The organism is Flavobacterium noncentrifugens (assembly GCF_900100375.1).
GTDB lineage: Bacteria > Bacteroidota > Bacteroidia > Flavobacteriales > Flavobacteriaceae > Flavobacterium > Flavobacterium noncentrifugens.
On the sequence record NZ_FNEZ01000002.1, the window covers coordinates 464,318 to 486,873 of the forward strand.

Annotated in this window: 16 protein-coding genes and 2 tRNA genes; 6 read left to right on the plus strand and 12 right to left on the minus strand. The window is 40.0% G+C overall.

Translation table 11 applies throughout. The features are described 5' to 3' along the window. Positions 1-22: 22 nt before the first annotated feature. The 6 genes from BLS32_RS06800 to BLS32_RS06825 all read right to left on the minus strand — a co-directional run bounded on the left by BLS32_RS06800 (position 23) and on the right by BLS32_RS06825 (position 10,209). Positions 23-2,500: a T9SS type A sorting domain-containing protein gene (locus BLS32_RS06800; RefSeq protein ID WP_091393220.1), complete on the minus strand. Its 2,478-nt coding sequence runs from the start codon at positions 2,498-2,500 to the stop codon at positions 23-25. A 9-nt stretch (positions 2,501-2,509) separates the two neighbouring features. Beyond that, complete coding sequence (locus tag BLS32_RS06805; protein ID WP_091393222.1) at positions 2,510-5,440, minus strand: T9SS type A sorting domain-containing protein; 2,931 nt, start codon at positions 5,438-5,440, stop codon at positions 2,510-2,512. 17 nt (positions 5,441-5,457) lie between these two features. Further along, a complete protein-coding gene (locus BLS32_RS06810; RefSeq protein WP_091393225.1) occupies positions 5,458-6,219 on the minus strand; it encodes a LytR/AlgR family response regulator transcription factor in 762 nt (253 codons plus the stop codon). Then, positions 6,216-8,168, minus strand: coding sequence for a tetratricopeptide repeat protein (locus tag BLS32_RS06815; protein ID WP_091393227.1), 1,953 nt, complete (start codon positions 8,166-8,168; stop codon positions 6,216-6,218). The genes BLS32_RS06810 and BLS32_RS06815 overlap by 4 nt, the downstream gene beginning before the upstream one ends. Positions 8,169-8,269: 101 nt before the next feature. Then, positions 8,270-8,959: a response regulator transcription factor gene (locus tag BLS32_RS06820; RefSeq protein ID WP_091393230.1), complete on the minus strand. Its 690-nt coding sequence runs from the start codon at positions 8,957-8,959 to the stop codon at positions 8,270-8,272. Beyond that, a complete protein-coding gene (locus BLS32_RS06825) occupies positions 8,956-10,209 on the minus strand; it encodes a sensor histidine kinase (protein WP_091393234.1) in 1,254 nt (417 codons plus the stop codon). The genes BLS32_RS06820 and BLS32_RS06825 overlap by 4 nt, the downstream gene beginning before the upstream one ends. A 181-nt stretch (positions 10,210-10,390) precedes the next feature. Here BLS32_RS06825 and BLS32_RS06830 point away from each other — a divergent pair, with 181 nt between their 5' ends. Then, the gene (locus BLS32_RS06830) at positions 10,391-10,795 is read left to right on the plus strand and encodes a DUF1573 domain-containing protein (protein WP_091394647.1); all 405 of its coding nucleotides are present in this window, start codon (positions 10,391-10,393) and stop codon (positions 10,793-10,795) included. A gap of 91 nt (positions 10,796-10,886) precedes the next feature. On the opposite strand, the gene rimO is transcribed toward BLS32_RS06830, so the two are convergent. The 3 genes from rimO to BLS32_RS06845 form a co-directional block, all read right to left on the minus strand. Beyond that, on the minus strand, positions 10,887-12,209 hold the full coding sequence (rimO, locus tag BLS32_RS06835) for a 30S ribosomal protein S12 methylthiotransferase RimO (RefSeq protein ID WP_091393237.1): 1,323 nt from the start codon (positions 12,207-12,209) through the stop codon (positions 10,887-10,889). Between the two features lie 204 nt (positions 12,210-12,413). Next, on the minus strand, positions 12,414-13,931 hold the full coding sequence (locus BLS32_RS06840) for an OmpP1/FadL family transporter (RefSeq protein WP_091393240.1): 1,518 nt from the start codon (positions 13,929-13,931) through the stop codon (positions 12,414-12,416). A 78-nt stretch (positions 13,932-14,009) separates the two neighbouring features. Further along, positions 14,010-15,041, minus strand: a complete 1,032-nt coding sequence (locus tag BLS32_RS06845; protein ID WP_091393241.1) for a hypothetical protein — start codon at positions 15,039-15,041, stop codon at positions 14,010-14,012. Between the two features lie 101 nt (positions 15,042-15,142). Here BLS32_RS06845 and proS point away from each other — a divergent pair, with 101 nt between their 5' ends. From proS to rpsT, 4 genes are all read left to right on the plus strand, one after another. After that, positions 15,143-16,621: a proline--tRNA ligase gene (gene proS / locus BLS32_RS06850; protein ID WP_091393244.1), complete on the plus strand. Its 1,479-nt coding sequence runs from the start codon at positions 15,143-15,145 to the stop codon at positions 16,619-16,621. 78 nt (positions 16,622-16,699) lie between these two features. Next, positions 16,700-16,771: transfer RNA gene (locus tag BLS32_RS06855), tRNA-Glu, on the plus strand. A 52-nt stretch (positions 16,772-16,823) separates the two neighbouring features. After that, positions 16,824-16,895 (plus strand) — tRNA-Glu (locus BLS32_RS06860). A gap of 30 nt (positions 16,896-16,925) precedes the next feature. Next, a complete protein-coding gene (rpsT, locus tag BLS32_RS06865) occupies positions 16,926-17,177 on the plus strand; it encodes a 30S ribosomal protein S20 (RefSeq protein WP_091393245.1) in 252 nt (83 codons plus the stop codon). A 69-nt stretch (positions 17,178-17,246) separates the two neighbouring features. Here rpsT and BLS32_RS06870 read toward each other — a convergent pair whose 3' ends face one another. Together BLS32_RS06870 and BLS32_RS06875 are read right to left on the minus strand one after the other, a co-directional pair. Then, positions 17,247-17,657 carry a response regulator gene (locus BLS32_RS06870; RefSeq protein WP_091393247.1) on the minus strand — a complete coding sequence of 137 codons (411 nt, stop codon included), beginning with the start codon at positions 17,655-17,657 and terminating at the stop codon, positions 17,247-17,249. Positions 17,658-17,660: 3 nt separating this feature from the next. Then, positions 17,661-19,322 (minus strand): PAS domain-containing sensor histidine kinase, encoded by a 1,662-nt coding sequence (locus tag BLS32_RS06875; protein WP_245699379.1) that lies wholly within the window; start codon positions 19,320-19,322, stop codon positions 17,661-17,663. A 211-nt stretch (positions 19,323-19,533) separates the two neighbouring features. On the opposite strand from BLS32_RS06875, the gene typA reads away from it, so the two are divergent. Then, complete coding sequence (gene typA, locus BLS32_RS06880) at positions 19,534-21,330, plus strand: translational GTPase TypA (RefSeq protein ID WP_091393253.1); 1,797 nt, start codon at positions 19,534-19,536, stop codon at positions 21,328-21,330. 307 nt (positions 21,331-21,637) lie between these two features. Here the strand turns inward: typA and BLS32_RS06885 are convergent, their stop codons facing one another. Beyond that, on the minus strand, positions 21,638-22,552 hold the full coding sequence (locus BLS32_RS06885; protein ID WP_091393255.1) for an alpha/beta hydrolase: 915 nt from the start codon (positions 22,550-22,552) through the stop codon (positions 21,638-21,640). Between the last annotated feature and the right edge of the window lie 4 nt (positions 22,553-22,556).

Sequence of the window (22,556 nt, forward strand, 5' to 3'; positions counted from 1 at the left end):
TTTTATGATGGTCAACGATCATTTATTCTTTGATGATTTTTTCAATTTTGCTTCCTTTTTCACTGGTGATTTTTAAAAAGTAAATGCCGTTTGATTGTTGTGACAAATCGATCGAAGTTTCCTTTTTGTTTTCTACCGATGTTTGCAAAATGCGTCCCTGAACATCAAATAAATCAATCGTTTTGATCATATTTTTCGATTGGATCTTTACAAAATCCTTTGCCGGGTTTGGATGAATCCTGATGCTGTAGTCACGCTCAAACGCCTGATTGTTTAACAACCTGAAAGTCGTCTTGGCTTCATTGGTCACAATCGGAGCATTGTAGTCAAAATAGATGTTTGCGGTGTTTTCTACCGTATCGCCAGCATAAAGATTTGAGTTGGTTTTAATTTTGAAAAGCACATTTCCATGGCCGCCAATCGGATGCATGTGAGACGGTGGCAAGTTGATGCCTTCGTAAATAAATTCAATTGTATTGCCTTCGGTTTTGACATATACGGGATGCGAACTATTTAAAACCTGCAATGATTTGATGTCAAATTTATTAGGATCGATGGTATCGCTGATCACGATATTTTCAGCATTGGCATTGCCGGTATTTTCAAAATTGATATTGTAATGCAGGTATTTTCCAATTTTTTCAGGAGTGACATTGTCACCTTCAAGGCAAATTTTATTATTAGGGTCGAATGCGCCGGTAACCTTTTGATTAAAAATAAATACATTGTCGGCCAGCGTGTCATCAGCATCAATTGGATCAATTGTTGCGGTAAAATGCAGGATATCTCCAATATTTACAGGGTTTATTTCTACAGGCGAATGAATGCGCATCCGGATTGTAATTTCCCTGTTTTCAAAAGGGATCAGGTTGGTATAATTAAAAATTAAGCGGTTTGGAATGATGCTAAATACGGGATGTGATGTTGAAATGAAATCGATGACGCTACTCTCAAAATCAAGTGTAACTGTTCCGTTTGATGTTTTATTTCCTTTGTTTTTGAATGAAATTTTATAAAGTATTTCAAAGCCCGGTGCAGCTGCGCTCAATTCGGCCATCACAATCTCTATATCGGGATGGTTCCCATTTGCGGTAATGCAGAAATCCTGTGTTTGTAGCAAACCTTCGGCTGCAGGAAAATGAATCAGTGCGTTTTGTGGCGTTGTGATAAAGTATGCAGGATTTTCGAAATCGGTTTGTATGGTATAATCTCCAGCTTGGGTGTAAAATGTATAATTCCCTGAATTTCTTGTAAAAACCTCGCGGCTGATTCCATTGCTTTCAGTCAGTTTTACCTTCATAAGCGGCAACACCGGATCTGTATTGCAACCGTTGTTGTCGTTATCGAACCGCAGTGTTCCGGTAATGGTATTGTATCCGCCACCAGGCGTAAAAGTGCAATAATCGTTGACTGCCGGTGCGCCTCCGATGGTTTGTCTAACATAAGAAATTTCTTCCGCATCGGCACAAATGTAACCCAGTAGGGGCAAATTGGTTAGAACCAATGTTTCACGGCTTCCGTTTTTAATACTGAGATTGGCAATCGGATTGTTAACGATAGATAAAGCTTCGAGCCTGTGCATTGCCGAAAGATCTAGCGACGTCAAAAAACCATTATAAAACGTCATCAGGGTAATATTCGTAGTTCCTGTAAGATTAACAGTCGTAAATTTGGAGTTGTTGCTGCTAAATGAATTCAGATCAGGGCAGTTTACAATGTTGACATTTTCGAGATTCGTACAGCCTGTAAAACCCACCATTGTCATACCAAGGCAATTGGAAATGTTGACTGTTGTAAGATTAGTGTTGTTTCCAAAACCCATAGTGAAGGGATAAGAATCAATTGCCGCCGAACTGAAATCAGAGATACTAAAAGATACCATGTTGTTGTCAGGTACTGGCCCGTCGATATATGTTAATTCCGTCATGCCAAGGGCTTCAAAATTTTGTATTGATGTTAAAGTCAAAGAAAGCACCTGAAGATTTGTCAAACCGGAAATATTAAAATTGGTCATTACACGCATATTCCGTGAACAATTCACATTGACCAGGCTTGTCATCGGGCGCAAATCTAAAGCAGGCAAATTTGCGCCAACAACGGTTAAGTTTTGGAGTGCAGTGCCTGAAATATTTAATGTTTCCAATGGTACGTCATTCGCAAACAATTTTTTTAAAAATACCATATTGCTGACATTTAAGTTGGTCATAGGATCAGACTCTAACGACAAATACGCCAGGTTCGAAAATGATAGAATTCCTGTCAAATCAGAAATATTTCGATTGACCGAGTTCAGTTCAGAAACTTCAAGCGCTTCCGCGAATTGGATTTCACCATCGTTATTGCTGTCGATTTTAAAATAAGCGTTGCTACGGTTTTTAGCAATTGAATTGGTTACATCAGCTTGCAGTAGCAATGCCTTAAAATTTGCATCTGGAAAATTAATTACCTGCGCATTTGTGGTCATTGCAAAAAACATCAATAAAAAGGCTATCTTTTTCATAATAATATGTTAGTTATTCTTAATGATTTTTTCAATTTTGCCTCCTTTTTCACTGGTGATTTTCAAAAAGTAAATGCCGTTTGATTGTTGTGACAAATCGATCGAAGTTTCCTTTTTGTTTTCTACCGATGTTTGCAAAATGCGTCCCTGAACATCAAATAAATCAATCGTTTTGATCGTATTTTTCGACTGGATCTTTACAAAATCCTTTGCCGGGTTTGGATGAATCCTAATGCTGTAGTCACGCTCAAACACCTGATTGTTTAACAACCTGAAAGTCGTCTTGGCTTCATTGGTCACAATCGGTGCATTGTAATCAAAATAGATGTTTGCGGTGTTTTCAACGCTGCTGTCTATAGGGAGATTCGAATTTGTTTTGATCTTAAATAGTACATTTCCGTGCCCGCCAATGGGGTTTCTGATTGATGGCGGGAGGTTGATGTTTTCGAAAATGAATTCAACAATATTTTCTTTAACACTTATTTTTACCGGGTGCGAACTATTTAACACTTGAAGGGAATTGATGTCGAATTTTGCAGCATTGATCGTGTCTTTTACAACGATATTCACTGCATCGGCACTTCCAGTATTCTCAAAATTAATGTTGTAATGCAGGTATTTTCCAATGTTTTCCGCAGAAAGATTTGCACCTTCGAGACAGGTTTTATCATTCGGATCGTGTGAATTTACGACAGTTTGCGCAAGATTGAACGTATTGTCATATCCAATATCATCACCCTGGGCGGCCGTTATATTTACCGAAGAATTTAGAATGTCGCCGTCATTTACCGGCAAATCCTCAACCGGCGAATTTAAGTTCAATCTGAAAAAATAGCTTTTTGAATCAAATAGCGCAAAATTATTATACAGCCAACTTATGGTGTTTCCGTTTTGGAAATCAGGATTTGGTGTCGCCGAAACAAAATCGGTATGCCCATCATCAAAAGTCATTGCAATCGTTCCTGACAAAATCTGGTTGCCCTTGTTCTTACAGATAATTTCATAATCGGCATCAAATCCCGGGCGCGCAATCCCAACTGGTAAAATCAAAATTTCAACATCGGGATGGATGCCATTGGCCGTAAGGCAAAAGTTTTGAGTGGAAATAGAGCTGTTGGCTGCGTCAAAATTCACAACTGCCTGCGCCGGAGATACATTGAACCACAGCGGGTTTTCAATTTGCGGTTTGACAGTAAAACTTCCGACAGGAGTAAAAAAAGAATATTTTCCGGTTTCAGAAGTAAAAGTAGCTCCGGATTCAAATCCGTCGTTGATTGTGATCTTCATCAGCGGATGCTTTAAATCGGCAGCATTACAGCCATTGTTGTTTGCATCAAAGGTTAGTTCGCCTGAAATCGTATTGTAATTTCCGCCAGGCACAAATGAACAATAGGAGTTTACCTGCACATTTTGATTGTTTGTAGGCAACGAAATTATTTTGTTGCGAATAGATACAGCGTTAAAGTCATCTGCACAAACAAACGCAAGGTTTGGGGTATCAATATTTCCAGAATTGGAAAACTGTAGTAAACCATTTTTGTAATTCAGATAGGTTAAGTTTGGCGAATTGGTCAAATATAAATCATTAACTGCAGTCTTTGATAGATCCAATGAAGTCAATAGTGAACTGCCGATTGTTAATTCTGACAATTGCGAAAGATTGTTTAGGTTAAGTTGAGGCAGTTGCGATGCAGAGATCGTTAGCATATTCAAATTGCTGGGTACATCGGCCTTGATTTCACTTAATTCCGGGCTGCCACAATTTACATATCCAGTTTCTATTGAGGAAATGTCGAGTGAAACGATCGGGTTATTTTGGCATGTAAGGCTTGAAAGACCGTGCAACGGGAGCAATTCCAGTGCAGAAATATTGTTATTCTCGCAATACAATCCTCCAATCGATGTTGCGTTTCCAAATGTTAAGGCGTTAAGATGATTGTTTCTACAAAAAAAGGCTATTAAGTTTGTCATTGAGGCGATATCCAATTCGGTAAGTTGGTTATCTTCACAAGAAAACCACTCTAAATTGACCAATGGAGCAACATTTAGTTCGGTAAGCATGTTTTCACCGCAAGTGAAATCAGTCAGATTTATTAACGTGTGTACATCGAGCGCTTGCAATTGATTTGAATCACAGCCAAAATTTATAAGATTTGTCAAAGGCAATACATTTAGATCAGCAATCGAATTTACGGCGCATTGCAAAAAAGTCAGCCCTGTCAATGATGCGACATTTAAAGATGTGAGTTGGTTGTTGTTGCAGTTCAATTTTGTCAGCGTAGTTGTGGTTGGAACATTTAGAGAAGTCAGATTATTGTTAGAGCAGTCAATTTCTATGAGATTGTTATTTCCACCAAAAATTAAAGAATTCAATTCTGAATCATTGCATTTTAACAAAGTCAATGCCGTTAAGTTGCTCACATTTAAACTGCTTAAAAAGGTGTCATTGCAAATCAGTTGTTTAAGGTTGGGTGTCTGCGTTAAATCAAGGCTTGATAATGAAGAATTGGATGAAACATCGAGGTATTCAAGGCTTGCCAATCCTGTCAAATCCAAAATGGAAAGCGAATTATTGGCGAGGATTAAAGATTTCAGGTCTGCCAATCCGGAAACATTAACCGATTGCGCACTTCTAAATTCAATTGTAACCAAGTGCGTCAAGGCAGTCATGTCGATGGAATCAAAATAATAGCCGCCACATTTAAGAGAAGTCAGATTTGTAAAAGCACTAAGTCCGGTAAGGTCAAATATGAATTCAGAGGAGATTACATCCATAGAAGTCACTGCTAAAGCTTCATTTGTGTCAATTTGGTTGTCACCATTCGTATCAAAACCTGCTGCCAGCAAATAGCTTTTAAAACCTGCATCCGGAATATTTACAATGGTTTGAGCTTGTGCTGCCGTCGCAAAAAACAACAGCAGAAATGTAATTTTTTTCATAAAAACAACTTTAATTTTTAGAAAGCTTTGATTAGTTCCTGCAAGCGTTCTTTCTTTCGCTGCGAGATCGGAAGGTTTGCATTATCAGCCATCACCACATAACCGCCATCGGTTTTAATGTAAGATTTTAAAAAAGCCAGGTTGATCAGGTGCGATTGATGAATGCGCTCAAAACCGTGTTCGCTCAGCAATTCCTCGTATTCTTTAAGCGTTTTCGAAATCAATAACGGCTTGTGGTTCTTGATATAAAACTTCGTGTAATTGTCCTGCGATTCGCAACGGATGATGTCGCTGATCTCAAATAAATGGATGCCTTCGGATGTAGAAAGCGCGATCCGTTTAAAATTATCGACTTTTTTCCGGATGTTTTCCAACAGCAAATCGATGTGCTCAAATGAATTGTTCTTCTCTAAAGTCTGCTTGATCTTTGTGATCGTTTTCTGCAATTCTTCAGGGTCAACAGGCTTCAGCAAAAAATCGAGGGCACTGAATTTAAACGCTTTCAGCGCATATTGCTCATGCGCCGTAATGAACACGATATGCGACGCCATTTTTCCGTTGGTCTTTGCAAATTCCTCGAGTATGTCAAATCCGGTTCCGTCAGACAAATGAATGTCGAGAAAAACCACCTGTGGCTTGTATTTTTCCAAGGCGATGATGCCGGTTTTCACGCTTTCGGCTTCGCCAATGATGATGATTTCCGAGGCGTAGCGCTCCAGAAGGCTTTTCATTCCCTTGCGCAAATGTTTGTCGTCGTCTATAAGTAATGCTGTAATCATATCCTGATTTTTGTATCTGATGTATATTGTATTGGCAGTGAAATCACGACTTTCGTTCCCGATGATTTACCGTTTTCGAGTATTTCTTCGATCGAAACATGCGCAGATTGTGCCGTTTCGGCCTGCATCATTTCAAGTCGTTTTTTTGTAATTTCCAATGCCATGGATTGGTGCGCCTTGACTGAATTTTCCTTTAATATTTTAGATTGGTTAAACCCGATGCCGTCGTCGGTAATTGTGCAGATGAGTTTTTCATTTTCAAGATCGAAACGCACCGAAATATTGCCGTCGCCTTCTTTGGGAACCATACCGTGCAAAATTGCATTTTCTACAAATGGCTGGATCAACAGCGGCGGAAGCGCCATATCATCTTCAATTTCGGGGCTGGACGTGATCTGAAATTCAAATTTTTTATTGAAACGCAGTTGCTCGAGTTCGAGATAATTCTGCAAGCCTTCTATTTCTTTATCGATCGGAATTAGCGAACCTTTCGAATATTCCAGCGTCAAGCGCATGAGTTTGGAGAATTTCGACAAATATTTAATCGCAGAATCGGTTCCGTTCTGTACGATAAAACTCGAAATCGAACCCAGGCAATTGAAAACGAAATGCGGATTCATCTGCAAATGCAGCGCTTTCTGCTCATATTCGGCGACTTCTTTCTGCAAGGTCAGCCTGCGCTTGATCTGCATTCGGTTATACAAAACGAAAATCAGCACCAGCGCCATTAATCCGCCAATGATCAGGAATAAAGAGAATTGCTGTTGGCGTTTGTTCTTTTCATGCAGCAAAGCTTCTTTCTTTTCGTATTCAAAGTTCATTTCTGCGCGTATGAATTTCTGCGTATTTTCATCGTTTTCAAGGCTGTCCTTGATTTTTACATAAGACCGGAAATGCAGAAAAGCTTCTTTTTCGTTTCCAAGATGGCTGTAAATGTCACTTAGCATTTTTTCCGATTCCTTAATCTGGTCGAGTGTTCCGATTTCTTTCGCCAGATCCAGTGATTTTTGTACAGATCGCAGTGCTTCTGGATACTTTTTCTCACGGCTGTAAAGTTCGCCCAAGCTGTATAACACCAAAGAAACGCCAAATTTATTGTCCATCTCTGCATACAAACGCTGCGATTCGTTGTAATAGGAAATGGCCTTCTCATTGGCGTTGTTCTTCATGTAATAATCACCTAGGTAATTCTGCAATAAGGCAAAACCACGAATGTTTTCGGTTTTTTCAAAGGCTTTTTCAGCTTTGCCATAATATTCGAAAGCTTTCAGGTCGTTTTGTCGTTCAAAATAAATCGCACCGATATTCGTCAGCGTCACCGCAATGGTCTGCTCGCCATTTTGTTCCTGCTGTTTCAGTGCTTTGAGCAAATATTCAAGTGCTTTTTGAAGGTTTTTCTGTGATTTGTAAACAATTCCAATATTGTTGTACAGCTTTGAAATGCTTTGTTTTTGGTTGGTTTCCTGATACAGTTTCAGGGCTTTGAAATAATGTTCAAGCGCTCTCGGATAATTGTTTTCTTCACTAAAAACCACTCCCGAACTCGCATAAGCACGCGCCAGTCCGTTTTTTAGCTGTGGAAGATCTGAATCAGAAAGCAATTTTTCAAATTTGGCCTGAGCCTGACTAAAGTACTGCAAGGCTTTCGGGTAATCGCTCAGAATGATATTGGCATTTCCAAAGTTCATCAGCGCCGAAGCTTCGCCAAATGCATAACGGTTTTTCTGTGATAATGCGAGGGCTGTTTTAGCGTAAAACAAAACAGAATCGGGATCGATTTCGCGGAATTCATTCGCCAGTTTATTAAAGGAATTCGCTTTGGCAGTATCGATTTTGGAAGCAGCGATTACGCGTTTCAAACTGTCGATAACCTGGCCCTGGGCAAAAGAAAAATGTCCGGCAAGTACAAACAATACAAAAAATATGTGGAAACGGAAACTGTTTTTCAAAATGCTGTGATTTTAGTTAACCACACAAATATAATTGAAGTTTCAGCAAATGAACGGGTGAATGAGAATTTGACGGTTTTGAATTAGAATTTGATGAGATCTCAGCTTAAAACGGCAAATTTAAACCCGATACCGTGCAGGTTTTCGATTGAAATGCTTTTCTCATCCGCGAGGATTTTCCGCAGTCTCGAAATAAATACATCAAGGCTTCGACCCATAAAATAATCGTCGTCGCCCCAGAGCGCTTTGAGGATTTCTTCTCTTTTCAGCACTTTATTCTTATTGTCGAGGAACAATTTGAGCAGTTCAGATTCGCGCTGCGTGAGCGTTGTTTTTTCTTTTTCGTTAAAAACCAGGAAATTATTGCTGTCGAATTGGTATTTCCCAATCGTGTATATTGATTTTTCAACGGCCGAAGTTTTCTGGGAGCGTTTCAGAAAAATCTCGATCTTTAGGATCAGTTCCTCAATGCTAAAAGGTTTTACCAGATAATCATCTGCGCCAAGCTTCAAGCCTTTGATGCGGTCTTCTTTCAGGGTTTTTGCCGATAGGAAAATGATTGGAATTTCAGTATTCAGTGCCCTGATTTCAGCTGCAATTTCAAAACCATCTTTTTTCGGAAGCATGATGTCTAAAATGCAAAGGTCGAATGCGCTTTCGCGGAAAGTTTGCATGCATAAATTCCCGTCGGCGCAATGAACGACTTCATAACCGCTTTGCTCGAGATTGTCTTTGGTTAAAAAAGCAAGCGTTTCGTCGTCTTCGGCATATAAAATCGTGACTGGTTTCATGAAATCGGAATTAAAATGGTAATCGTGATGCCGTTTTCAGGATTGTTGGCGGCCTTGATTTTCCAATGGTGCAAGTTGCAGATTTTCTTCACATAATACAAACCTAATCCGAAACCGTTGACTTCGTTGCTTTTCGGACTCGGAATCCGGTAAAATTTATCGAAGATTTCAGGCAGTTTTTTTGATGGAATTCCGATGCCATTGTCGGCGAATTCTAATTTGATTTGCCGGTTTTCTTCCGTCAAGCGGATATTGATTTCGGGCTTTAATTCGCAGTATTTGATCGAATTGTCGATGAGGTTGTAAACGATATTGGTAAAATGAAAAGGATCGGCTGCAATTGTGAAATCCTTTTCAGCTTCTATGTTTGCAACAATATTTTCATGTTTGAGGCGGATGTTTTCGATGACATCTTTTAAAATCGGCACCACTTCAATTTCTTGTTTGTCCAAATCCATCGGCGCATTATCCGACTTTGCGATATTCAGGATTTTCTCGATGTGGCTGTTGAGTTTGTTGCTTTGATTGATGATGATTTCGGTATATTTTTCAAGCTTTTCATCCTGTTTGATCTTGTCCTGTTTCATCAGATAATTTGAAGCGATCAAAATTGATGACAATGGCGTTTTAAATTCGTGCGTCATATTATTGATGAAATCGCGCTGCAGTTCAGAGTATTTTTTCTGCTGTAAAATCGTCAAGATCGAGTAAACATACACCAGCAAAATTACAATCAGTGCAAACGACAACACAAACCAAAATTTCAGCGAACTGAACAAATAGGTCGCTTCATTCGGGAAACGGATCGCAAAATAATAGACGAGGTTTTTGTGTTTTGGAAAATATACTGAACTCTGTTTTTTGGTTTTATCGAGTGAAACATAATTGCCGTAAACCATTTCGTCGCTGTGGCAATTGTACATCGCATATTCAAAATCGGTATTGATGTTGGCTTTTTCAAATTCCGACTTCAGGTAAAATTCCAGGATTTCAGGTTCAAAATCATTGTCGATGTTGACGATATAATAATCATTCGACACTTTCTGCACGGGATTTTCAGACGGCAATTCGTGATTCGTACCTTCATATAATTTCTTCGCGACTTCAAGCAATGCAATGTGCGCTTTCTGGCTGAATTTTTTCTCTTCTAAATTGTAAGCCTGTTTCGTCCAAAGCAATTGTGCGACTAAAATCCCGATGATCGCGACCAGTCCGAGAACGATAATGATGTTGAGTTTGTTGAATTTCATTCGTAGTCTGAAATGAGTTCAGTACTGCAATATTAGGCAAAATTACACTGTGATTTGCCGCTTAACAAGTCGTTAACAAACATTTGAAACCGCTTAACAAAGGTCTGTAGTTTAACCAACTACTTTTGAAATGTTCAAACCGGACAACCATAAACTATTATCAATTTTAAAATTTACTTTTATGAAAACGATCAAAATTACCTTATGTGCTGCAGTTTTAGGACTAATGTCATTTACAGTATTGCCTGCAAAATCTGTTGCGAAAATCATTGAAACCGCCGCTTCGGCAGTGACCTGGAAAAGCGAATCGATCGATTTGGGTGAAATTCCACAAAACAAACCGAAAGCCATCGAATTCGAATTCAAAAACACCGGAAAAACCGCAGTTGTCATTTCAGAAGTCAAAGCTTCCTGCGGCTGTACCGCTACAGATTATACCAAAACGCCAGTAAAACCTGGAGAAACTGCAAAAGTTACCGCAACTTATAATGCTGCAAACAAAGGCGCTTTCACCAAAACAGTAACAGTAACCACAAATGCCGAAACTGCTCCCAAAGTTTTGTCCTTTAAAGGAACTGTGATTTAATTTGAATAAAAGGTTGGTTAAAAAGAAAACTCCGAACGCAAGTCCGGAGTTTTTATTTATAAAGTAATGATTATCAATTATCTATTGCCAATTATCCATTAATTACCACTTCGCCATACAAATCAAATTCTGTTGCATCGGTAATTTTAATCATTGCAAATTCACCGGTTTTTAAATAGTATTTTGAAGCGTCGATAAGCACTTCATTATCAACATCAGGACTGTCAAATTCGGTTCTTCCAACAAAATGCTGGCCTTCTTTTCGGTCGATGATGCATCTGAATGTCTGCCCAATTTTTTCCTGGTTCAATTCCCATGAAATCTGAGACTGAATTTCCATGATCTCATTCGCGCGTTGTTGCTTTACATCGGCAGGAACATCATCTTCAAGCAAATAAGCATGCGTATTTTCTTCGTGCGAATAGGCAAAACAGCCCAATCTTTCGAAACGCATTTCCTCGACCCAATTTTTCAAGATCTGGAAATCTTCTTCCGTTTCGCCAGGGTAACCAACGATTAAAGTTGTTCTGATCGTCATTCCCGGAACTGCTTCGCGGAATTCTTTTAATAATTTCGTCGTTTTCGCCTGAGTTGTTCCGCGGCGCATCGATTTCAAAACTGAATCCGAAATGTGCTGCAACGGAATGTCAAGGTAATTACAAATCTTTGGCTCGCGCTTCATCAAATCCAAAACATCCATTGGGAAACCAGTAGGGAAGGCGTAATGCAAACGAATCCATTCGATGCCTTCAATTGCAGCTAGTGCTTCGAGCAATTCGGCTAAATTTCTTTTTTTGTATAAATCAAGTCCGTAATAAGTCAAATCCTGGGCAATTAATATCAATTCTTTGACGCCATCCCGGGCCAAACCTTCAGCTTCTTTAACCAGTTTTTCAATCGATTGTGACACGTGTTTGCCACGCATCAGCGGAATTGCGCAAAAACTGCAAGGACGGTCGCAGCCTTCGGCAATTTTCAAATACGCGTAATTCTTCGGGGTTGTCGTCAAACGCTCGCCAAGCAATTCGTGCTTATAATCCGCTCCAAGCGCTTTTAACAACAAAGGCAATTCGGTCGTCCCGAAAAACTGGTCGACATTCGGGATTTCTTTTTCAAGATCCGGTTTGTAACGTTCAGACAAACAGCCCGTAACAAACACTTTATCCACAAGTCCGCGTTCTTTTTTATCGGCGTATTCCAAAATCATATTCACCGATTCGGCTTTCGCATTGTCAATAAAACCACAGGTATTGATCACAATGATGTTGCCTTCTTCAGCCGCCGGTGCTTCGTGCTGCACGTCTTTTCCGCTGGCACGCAGCTGGCCCATCAAAACCTCGCTGTCGTAAACGTTTTTCGAGCAGCCTAAAGTAATGACGTTGATTTTGTTCTTTTTTAAAGTCTTGGTTCTCATGGGTTTGTATCGCTATTATTCGGGAGCGGCTGCAAAATTACACTTTTTCTTTGTTAGAACGTGACGGTTATGGAAATTTTATGAAGCTATTCCCGCTCTCGCCTTTATCTTTGTTCGTTCCTCTCAAAGGATATCGGCTCCATCAGGGCTAAAAAAAATCCGTTCCAAAAGAATGAAACGGATTTAAATTGAAAGCCTGTCTTTTTACAATTGAAACACCAAACTCGCTGAAACGGTGTTGTAAACCGATTTGATCTCCGCGCCATTTGCACCTCCGGTAAATCCGTAAGAGAAAAATCCTTCATCTGATTTTCTTTGGGTGTAGGCATAAGAAACATCTAATTTGATGTATCCGAAATTGTAGCCCAAACCTCCTGAAAAGCTGTTCAGATCGCCAATGGTTCTACCATCTTTATACGGACTTCCTTCAAAACGGTATCCGCCGCGAAGGCTGAATTGCTTGATCCTATATTCTCCGCCCACGCGAATTTCACTAGCAACATCAAGCTGGTCTTTAAATTCGGCATTCACCGGATCAAAATAATCGCTGTTGGGACGAAATTTCGTATTTCCATAATCTTTCACCGAATAATCCACGCTGATCAACGCTGATTTTCCAAAAACATACGCGCCGCTTGCCGTCCATTTTCCCGGAGTATGCAATCGGTAAGGATCATAAGTAATGTAAACATCAGAATCGGTTGCCGCCGTGCCGAAGCCTGCATTTCCAAAATTGTATCCTGAACTGTGAACCACCTGCCGCATTTCATCTGTAAATTCATACCATGTTGGCGATTCATAAGCCAATCCTAGGCGTAATTCTTTAGTTACTTTGGCAATGGCACCAAGCTGGAATGAAAATCCGTTTCCGTAAGTCTGCAAATCCTGATCGAATCTCAAGCTTGTCAAACCCGAAGTGGTGCTGTTGCTATTGTCTTCATAAAAACTCGTTGACTGCCTGTAATCTACAAAATGCGTGTTTAAATTTATTCCGAAGTAAAATTTATCGCGGTATTCTGTTGAGGCGTTAAAGGCCAGTTTTCCATTGTAACCTTTTGAATTGAAGGTGTTTTCCTGATAGTAATTTCCGCCGGGAGCGACATTGGATACATAAGTAGTATTGTCTGGATTTAACGGATCTGTCGGATTGATTACGTAAGCGTGATAACCCAAATAAGCCGTTTGTTCCCTTAAAGTGAACGCGTCGTAATAATAATTGTCAAGATCGCCAACCGGAACGCCGATATTATTGGCGCGATTGGTGAAATAGGCACCTACAGAATTTGTTGGATTGGTTCCGAAAGAAAACTTTGAATTGTCAAAATTATTAGTGTTTTCGTAATTGACCGAAAGCACGAATTTTTTCCAGTTGGTTTTGTCATTATCAGGATGAAATACAAACGCAGCTCCGGCCTGGTTCAAAAGATCGAAAGTGTTTTCGGATTCATCGCTTTTGCTTCCGTAATATGAAGATTTATTTTTAACGTTGTAATTGGCTAACGTAATTCCAACCTGGCTTGTGGCAAAAACCCCTGATCCGGCAGGATTGACATTTATGGCAGAGAAATCTCCGCCCAAAGCGCCAAATGCACCGCTCATGGATCGGAAACGCGACGTTCCGCTTAATTGCCCCTGCGCATAACGCACGCCATCCCTGACTTCTTGGGATTGTACCATGCCAAACGACAATATGGATATGGTAATCAATAAATATTTTTTCATAGTAATTAATTTTGTTCAAAAAAATACCTATGTAAATAACTGAAAGTCAAAACATAGGTAATTTTATAATTAGTGAATTTATCTTCTTCCTCCGCTTCCGCTTCTACCACCGCCACCGCCACTTCCGCCGCTGCTTCTTCCACCACCGCTGTATGAGCCTGATGATGGAGCAGATGATCTTGTTGGTGCCGAATACGTATTGTTGCTGCTGCTTCGGGTTGGCTGACTATTCGGGTTGAAACCGCTGTTCCTGGCGGGAGCACTCTGCTGCGATCTCGTTGGAGAGTTTGTATAATTGCCGTTGTTTGCCCGTGTTGGGTAATTGTAATTTCTTCCTCCGTTATTATATTGTCGTGTTCCCTGGTTTTGGGAATTGTTGTAATTTCTGCCACCGTTTGAATAATCGTTTCTTCTTCCGGTAGAGTAGGCAGAATTCCTAGTATTTCCGTTTCTTGCGCCTTGTGAATAGGTGTTGGAGTTGCGTCCGTATCCATCGCGGTAAGCAGTTGTCCTACGGCCATTTGTGTAATTGTTTCTGTAGTAATAACCGTGGTTGTACCAGTTGTTGGCATAGTAATTATTCCATCCGTAACCGTTGTATCCGTAACCGTAATAAGGAGAAGACCATGGATTGTAACCCCAGCCATAGTAGCTCGGCCCATACCATGAATTCCATCCCCAGCCTAGATTCCACCCCCAGCCGCCGCCGTAATAACCGCCCCAACCGGAGTTGTTGTCATAAACATTAACGGTAACATTGTCGGGATTGTTTCCCCAGCCGGCATAACCGGAATCATAATTTTGAGCGTTGCTATTGTTGTTGTCAGATGCATTATCGTAACTGTTGGAACTGTAATTGTCCACATCGGTAAAAATCTGGTCGGGTTCATTGTTTTGCTGTAACGATCCGAAGTAGTCTTTGTATTGGTTTGACGGATCGTTATTTCTATTCGAATTTCCAGGATTTCGTCTGCCTGAATTTCCGTAAATCCCATCATTGTCTGCGTAAGAAGTATTTTGAGTGGAGCCGCATGAAGTAATGATTGTGGCCATCAATCCAACGAGCAAACAGACGGAAATTTTTGTTGGTGAAAAATAATTAGTTTTCATAATCTGCAGTTTTTTTATTGTTGGGCAATACAAAAATAACTAGTTTTGCCGAACTATTTAGTTAAATAAAGTTAAACAATTTTTGTGCCAAAATATTCAATATGAGCAAGAACCTGACGACAAGAGAAGAAGATTATTCGAAATGGTATAACGAGCTGGTTGTTAAGGCAGATCTTGCCGAAAATTCAGGTGTTCGCGGTTGTATGGTGATCAAGCCTTACGGCTATGCGATTTGGGAAAAAATGCAGGCAGAACTTGACAGGATGTTTAAGGAAACCGGGCACCAGAATGCCTATTTTCCGTTGTTCGTTCCAAAGAGCATGTTTGAGGCCGAAGAGAAGAATGCCGAAGGTTTCGCAAAAGAATGTGCGATCGTAACGCATTACCGATTGAAAAACGATCCTGACAGGCCGGGAAAATTAATGGTAGATCCAAATGCCAAGCTTGAAGAAGAACTGATCGTTCGTCCCACGAGTGAAGCCATTATCTGGTCAACATACAAAGGCTGGGTGCAGTCGTACCGAGATTTGCCATTATTGATCAACCAATGGGCGAATGTCGTGCGTTGGGAAATGAGAACACGGTTTTTCTTGCGTACTGCCGAATTTTTATGGCAGGAAGGCCATACGGCACATGCGACCAAAGCTGAAGCCATCCAAGAATCTGAACAAATGATGCACGTGTATGCTGATTTTGCCGAAAATTTCATGGCCATTCCGGTAATCAAAGGATTAAAAACCGAAACCGAGCGTTTTGCTGGTGCAGATGAAACCTATTGTATCGAAGCATTGATGCAGGATGGAAAAGCGCTTCAGGCTGGAACGTCTCACTTTTTAGGTCAGAATTTTGCCAAAGCCTTTGATGTCAAATTCGCCAATGCAGAAGGCAAGCAGGAGCACGTTTGGGGAACATCCTGGGGTGTTTCGACACGTTTGATGGGCGCTTTGGTCATGACGCATTCAGATGATAAAGGATTGGTTTTACCGCCGAATTTAGCGCCGATCCAAATCGTCATTGTTCCAATTTATAAAACAGAAGAAGAATTTGCTGCAATTTCAGATGCGGCGCATACCTTGGTTGCCCAGTTCAAAAAACTGAAACTGTCCGTTAAATTTGACGACAGGACAACCCAGAAGCCAGGATTTAAATTTGCCGAATGGGAATTGAAAGGTGTTCCTGTTCGTATTGCTATCGGCCCGAAAGATCTCGAAAACGGCACTTTCGAAGTGGCAAGACGCGATACGCTCACAAAAGAAGTCATTTTGAAAGACGGAATCGTAAATTATGTGAATGAGCTGCTCGAGCAAATCCAGACCGATTTATTCAACAAAGCGCTTGATTACAGAAATACGCACATCACCGAAGTTTCTAATTTTGAAGAATTTAAAGATATTTTAGAACACAAAACAGGCTTTATTTCTGCACATTGGGACGGAACTGCTGAAACGGAAGAAAAGATCAAAGACCTTACAAAAGCAACAATCCGCTGCATTCCCTTGGATAGAGTAGAAGAGTCGGGAAGCTGCGTGCTTACTGGAAAACCATCTGTTGGAAGGGTACTGTTTGCAAAGGCATACTAAAAAAAATCAAAAATAATTACGTCAGCTATTGTGCGAATAAAAAATAGTTGTATTTTTGCATCCGCATTAGAGAAGTAAGGCCCGTTCGTCTATCGGTTAGGACGCCAGGTTTTCATCCTGGTAAGAGGGGTTCGATTCCCCTACGGGCTACAAATAAGTTCATATTACATTGAAGAGAATTTAAACAAACTAGATGAATAATGGTCCGTTCGTCTAGGGGTTAGGACGCCAGGTTTTCATCCTGGTAACAGGGGTTCGATTCCCCTACGGACTACAATAAGTTATAAAAATTATTTAAGAAAAAATGGCAAATCATAAGTCAGCTCTAAAGAGAATCAGAAGCAACGAAAAGAAAAGAGTATTAAACAGATACCAGCACAAAACGACTCGTAATGCCATTAAAGCATTAAGATTGGCTACAGATAAATCTGATGCTTCGTCAAAATTGTCTGCTGTAATTTCTATGATCGATAAATTAGCTAAGAAAAATATCATCCATGATAACAAAGCTTCTAATTTGAAATCGAAATTAACGAAACACGTTTCTAAATTGTAATCAATACAATTCACGATATAAAAAAAGCTCTCAGTTTCTGGGAGCTTTTTTTATGCTTATATTTACCTTTTAAAACATACTCCTTAAATCATTCAGCATTTCCTTAGTAATTGGTTTTGATAAGAAATCAATGACCATAGGATATGTTTTAGACTTCTCAATGTCCTTCGGATCGATTGTAGAAGAAAGTACCAGTACTTTTGTTTTTGGAAATAACGGTGCATAGCTCACTTGCGAAAAATGGTCTAAAAATTCCCAACCGCCCATTACGGGCATGTTTAAATCCAAGAAGATCAAAGCGGGGTACTTTGTGATATCTGCGCCAAGATTGTTCAGTTTGAGTTCGTCAAAATAATTAATCGCTTCCTCTCCATTTTGTGCCGTAACGATTTCCTTGGCAAAAGCCGATTTTGCAATAACCATCTTGCAAAGCATCAGCGTAATCGGGTCGTCGTCTACACACAGTATTAAATCTAACATTGATTATTTTTTGAATGTTATCGTAAATGTTGTTCCTTTATCTACTTCGCTCTCTACCGAAATTGATCCGCCCATCGTTTCTACCTGTGATTTTACCAGGTATAAACCAAGGCCTTTGCTGTCGGGATAATTGTGAAAACGTTGGTACAAGCCAAAAATCTTGTCTTTGTTTCGCTCCAGATCAATCCCGATTCCATTATCTTTAAACGTCAGAACAATGTTTTCGCCAGCCTCTTTCGAGGACACAAAAATACGGAGTGTTCTTTTAGGAGAGCGGTATTTTATCGCATTTGTAAAAAGATTTAACAAAATGCTTTCGAGATAGGCTTTGTTGATGTTTAAGATTGTAACCTTTTCAAGTTCGATTTTAAGGATCGGTTTGTGAAGGCTGATCAGGAACGTAAGCTGGTTGAAAACGTTTTCAAATACGTCCTTAATCAGTACTTCTTCTTTTTGTATTGAAGGATTGTCTTTGATGATCACAACCTTGACCAAGTCGTTGATGGTTTCGTTGAGCAAATGTGTGGAAGTAGAAAAACCGTTCAGAATTTCTTTAAGCTCCGGGCTTTCAACCGGAATGTCCTGCATTAAATTAAGCAATCCGGTAAGATTCGAAAGCGGTGCCCGAAGGTTGTGCGAGGTAATGTACGAGAACTGCTTTAAATCCTTATTGTTCTGCGTCAGCTCCCGGATGAGTTGTTCTTTTTCTTTTTCCTGTTTTTTTTCTTCAGAAATATCACGCTGGATTGAAATCCAATGGGAATGCTCGCCTTCTTTATTGGTAATCGGGATCATTGAAAAATTGACCCAGTATTCGCCGCCGTCCTTTCGGTGGTTTAAGGTTTCAAACTTGAATTCTTCTTTTCGCCTCAATGCTTTGGATAATTTGGAAATCTCATTTTTTACCGATCTTCTGCCCATGAAGATCGTAGGGGATTTTCCAATGACTTCACTTGCTTCAAAACCGGTCATCTCTGAAAATGCCGGGTTCACGAATACGATTTTAGGAATCGCCCTGTTCGATCGTTCTGCTTCAGTAATGATAACCGAATCCTTGGTTTGTGTAATTACGGTTTCAAGCAATTTTAAACGCTGCTCTTCTTCTTTTTGCTTCGTGATGTCCTGGATCGCCCCGATCATCCGGATCGCGTTTCCGTAATCATCCTTGACTAAAAAACCCCTGTCAAAAACATATTTGTAACTGCCGTCGGCACATTTGAAACGGTATTCATCCTGCCATTTTTCCGTTTTCTGTTCGATAAATGAATAGAGCTTGATCGACATCTTGATGCTGTCTTCAGGATGGATCCGGTCAAACCACCATTTTGAGGTTTCCCCGACATCTTCTTTTTTATATCCGAAAACACCCTGGATTCCCTTATTCCAAATGAAATCGTCGTTTAAAATCTGCCAGTCCCAAATGGTATCGCTGGTCGCTTTGGCAACAATATCATAGCGCTCGTTCGAAGCCTTGATTTCTTCGTTATTCTGGCGCAGCTTTTCAAAGATTTTATTGCTGCGGATGTTGTTTTTTGAAATGATGTAATTGAAGATGATCCCCGAGATTAAAATAATCGTCAAATTGGCCGAAAGGCTGTAAGTCTGGTAGTTATTGCCGGTGAAAAAGTGGATTAATAGTTTATGACTCAGAATAGCCAAAAACATTAAAAAAATAACAAAAATTAAAGATATTTTGTTGACTTTGTTTTTCATTACACCAAATATATATAAATTATTGTTCACTTTACAATTGTAGGTACAAACTTGTTTTTTGCAGCCGAAATTTGTTGCAAAAGCGTTAACAAACAGTAAACTATCAATGAAAGATTTTTTATACGAAAAAAAAGTGTACCTTTGCGCCCATTAAAAATCACAGATGGAATCTATCAGAAACATTGCAATTATTGCCCACGTCGATCACGGTAAAACTACTTTGGTTGATAAAATCATGTACCATTGTCAACTTTTCCGTGACAACGAAAACACGGGAGACCTTATCTTAGACAACAACGACTTAGAGCGCGAAAGAGGAATTACGATTACTTCTAAAAACGTTTCTGTTGTTTACAAGGGTACGAAAATCAACATTATCGACACGCCGGGCCACGCCGATTTTGGTGGTGAAGTAGAGCGTGTATTGAACATGGCTGATGGTGTTTGCCTTTTGGTCGATGCTTTTGAAGGTCCAATGCCACAAACGCGTTTCGTATTGCAAAAAGCTTTGGATCTTGGCTTGAAACCTTGCGTCGTGATCAATAAAGTTGATAAAGAAAACTGTACTCCGGAAGAAGTACATGAAAAAGTTTTTGATCTGATGTTTGAACTTGGAGCAACAGAAGAGCAATTGGATTTCCCAACAGTTTACGGTTCTGCAAAAAATAACTGGATGTCTGATGACTGGAGAAACCAAACTGACAGTATTGAACCATTATTGGATATGGTAATCAAAAATGTGCCACCACCAAATGTTGGAGAAGGAACACCACAAATGTTGATTACCTCTTTAGATTTTTCTGCCTTTACAGGTCGTATCGCAATCGGTCGTCTTGAAAGAGGAATTCTTAAAGAAGGCATGCCAATCTCTCTTGTAAAAAGAGACGGAACCATAGTGAAATCACGTATCAAAGAATTGCACACTTTCGAAGGACTTGGTCGTAAAAAAGTGGCACAAGTAATTGCTGGAGATATTTGTGCGATCATTGGTGTTGAAGGTTTTGAAATTGGAGATACCATCGCTGATTTTGAAAACCCTGAAGGTTTGCAAACCATTGCAATCGACGAGCCTACGATGAGCATGTTGTTCACGATCAACGATTCGCCATTCTTTGGTAAAGAAGGTAAATTTGTAACCTCACGCCACATCCGTGACCGTTTGACAAAAGAGCTTGAGAAAAACCTTGCGATGAAATTGGGTGAGACCGATTCTGCTGATAAATTCATGGTTTTCGGACGCGGTGTACTGCACTTGTCTGTCCTTATCGAAACGATGAGAAGAGAAGGTTATGAACTTCAAATCGGGCAGCCACAAGTAATCATCAAAGAAATTGACGGTAAAAAATGTGAGCCAATTGAGGAATTGACAATCGATTTGCCAGAAACACTTTCAGGTAGAGCGGTTGAATTCGTGACTATGCGTAAAGGTGAAATGCTGAGTATGGAAACCAAAGGGGACCGTATGATCGTGAAATTTAATATTCCATCACGTGGAATTATTGGATTGCGTAACCAATTGCTTACTGCAACAGCTGGTGAGGCTATTATGGCACACCGTTTTATAGGATATGAGCCTTACAAAGGAGAAATTTCTGGACGCAATAAAGGTTCGTTGATCTCTATGGAAAAAGGAAAAGCCATTCCTTATTCTATCGATAAATTGCAGGATCGCGGTAAGTTCTTTGTTGAACCAAATGCCGAAATTTACGAAGGTCAGGTGATTGGTGAGAACTCCCGTGGCGATGATATGTGTGTCAACGTAACTAAAGAGAAAAAACAATCGAACGTTCGTTCATCCGGAAATGATGAAAAAGCAAGGATCATCCCGCCGATCATTTTCTCACTGGAAGAAGCGTTGGAATACATCCAAAAAGATGAATATGTTGAGGTAACGCCAAAATCGATTCGTCTGAGAAAAATCTATTTGACAGAAACCGACAGAAAAAGATTCAAATTCTAATCTGAAAGTTTATATACATGAAAAGCCATTCTGAAAAGAGTGGCTTTTTTTATTTCAATATCCAATAAAATTTTTATTTGGGCGTTACCTGCGGCCGGGCTATTCGCTACACCCGAGCGAAGCGAACTGAACGAACACATACAAAATAAATATTTCGTGAGTTAATCTTTTAAATTTTCTTTCGCTGCGCTACAGGAAATCTTAAAAGGATTTCCGCTGCTATCCCTAACGCAAACATTCGCCGTCTAAAAGCATCTCATCAACGCTCCGAAATTCTTAATTCTTAAATCAAAAATCGTAAATCAAATTACCTTCCCAGCAAAAACACCAAAGGAACATCAAACCGTTCCGCCCATGATTGCTCCGAATGATCGGCGCCTTCAAATTTTTTCGTCATCCAGTTTTTGCCTGCTTTGTACCCTTTGGCTTTCATGACTTTATCAGCCTGAAGCTGAAAAGGTTCATATGCCGCATCAAGCGTTGCCGTTCCAAAATCAAAATAAATTTTATGGTTTTCAGCAGACGGCAAATGTGCTGCCATATAATTCATAAAAGCAGCCGGAACCGGGTTGTTTTCGAGTTTGGAAACTCCGGGCCAATGTGTCGAAATACAGGCTGCACCACCAAATACGTTCGGATACTGGCAAATCGCATACATCGATATCAATCCGCCCATGCTCGAACCCGCAATAAATGTATGCTTCGAATCGGAATAAACCGAATAGATGTTGTCGATAAACGGTTTGAGTTCATTTACGATAAATTTCAAATAATTATCCGAATTGATCTTTTCGGAAAATAACAATTCGCCCTCTTTTTTAATATTGTATAAAGAATCCTGTTCACTTTTAGAGAGTTCGTCAAACGGCTTTTCAGGAAAATAATCGCTGCGCCTGGTCTCGGCAATGCTCGAAATCCCAACGATAATGAACTTTTTCGTTTTCTTTTCTGCCATCAATCTAGAAGCGGTTTCATCTGCCCTCCATTCCTGTTTGTTCCAGGTCGTATTCGCATCAAAAAGCATTTGCCCGTCGTGCATGTACAACACCGAATATTTCTCGTTTTTGGAATAACCTTCCGGGAGCCAGACATCAATGTTTCTGGGTTTGACCAGCTTCGACGGAAAATTTTCATAATGTTTAATGGTTCCGGCCGAAGGTTTCATTTGCTGGGCTTGTAATACCTGTGCAAAAGTGAAGCACAAAAGAATAAATTTATACATATAA

Coding starts and splice junctions, on each gene's coding strand:
- BLS32_RS06800 (WP_091393220.1), bottom strand. CDS start 2,500: ATGAAAAAGATAGCCTTTTTATTGATGTTTTTTGCAATGACCACAAAT.
- BLS32_RS06805 (WP_091393222.1), bottom strand. CDS start 5,440: ATGAAAAAAATTACATTTCTGCTGTTGTTTTTTGCGACGGCAGCACAA.
- BLS32_RS06810 (WP_091393225.1), bottom strand. CDS start 6,219: ATGATTACAGCATTACTTATAGACGACGACAAACATTTGCGCAAGGGA.
- BLS32_RS06820 (WP_091393230.1), bottom strand. CDS start 8,959: ATGAAACCAGTCACGATTTTATATGCCGAAGACGACGAAACGCTTGCT.
- BLS32_RS06825 (WP_091393234.1), bottom strand. CDS start 10,209: ATGAAATTCAACAAACTCAACATCATTATCGTTCTCGGACTGGTCGCG.
- BLS32_RS06830 (WP_091394647.1), top strand. CDS start 10,391: ATGAAAACGATCAAAATTACCTTATGTGCTGCAGTTTTAGGACTAATG.
- rimO (WP_091393237.1), bottom strand. CDS start 12,209: ATGAGAACCAAGACTTTAAAAAAGAACAAAATCAACGTCATTACTTTA.
- BLS32_RS06840 (WP_091393240.1), bottom strand. CDS start 13,931: ATGAAAAAATATTTATTGATTACCATATCCATATTGTCGTTTGGCATG.
- BLS32_RS06845 (WP_091393241.1), bottom strand. CDS start 15,041: ATGAAAACTAATTATTTTTCACCAACAAAAATTTCCGTCTGTTTGCTC.
- proS (WP_091393244.1), top strand. CDS start 15,143: ATGAGCAAGAACCTGACGACAAGAGAAGAAGATTATTCGAAATGGTAT.
- rpsT (WP_091393245.1), top strand. CDS start 16,926: ATGGCAAATCATAAGTCAGCTCTAAAGAGAATCAGAAGCAACGAAAAG.
- BLS32_RS06870 (WP_091393247.1), bottom strand. CDS start 17,657: ATGTTAGATTTAATACTGTGTGTAGACGACGACCCGATTACGCTGATG.
- BLS32_RS06875 (WP_245699379.1), bottom strand. CDS start 19,322: ATGTTTTTGGCTATTCTGAGTCATAAACTATTAATCCACTTTTTCACC.
- typA (WP_091393253.1), top strand. CDS start 19,534: ATGGAATCTATCAGAAACATTGCAATTATTGCCCACGTCGATCACGGT.
- BLS32_RS06885 (WP_091393255.1), bottom strand. CDS start 22,552: ATGTATAAATTTATTCTTTTGTGCTTCACTTTTGCACAGGTATTACAA.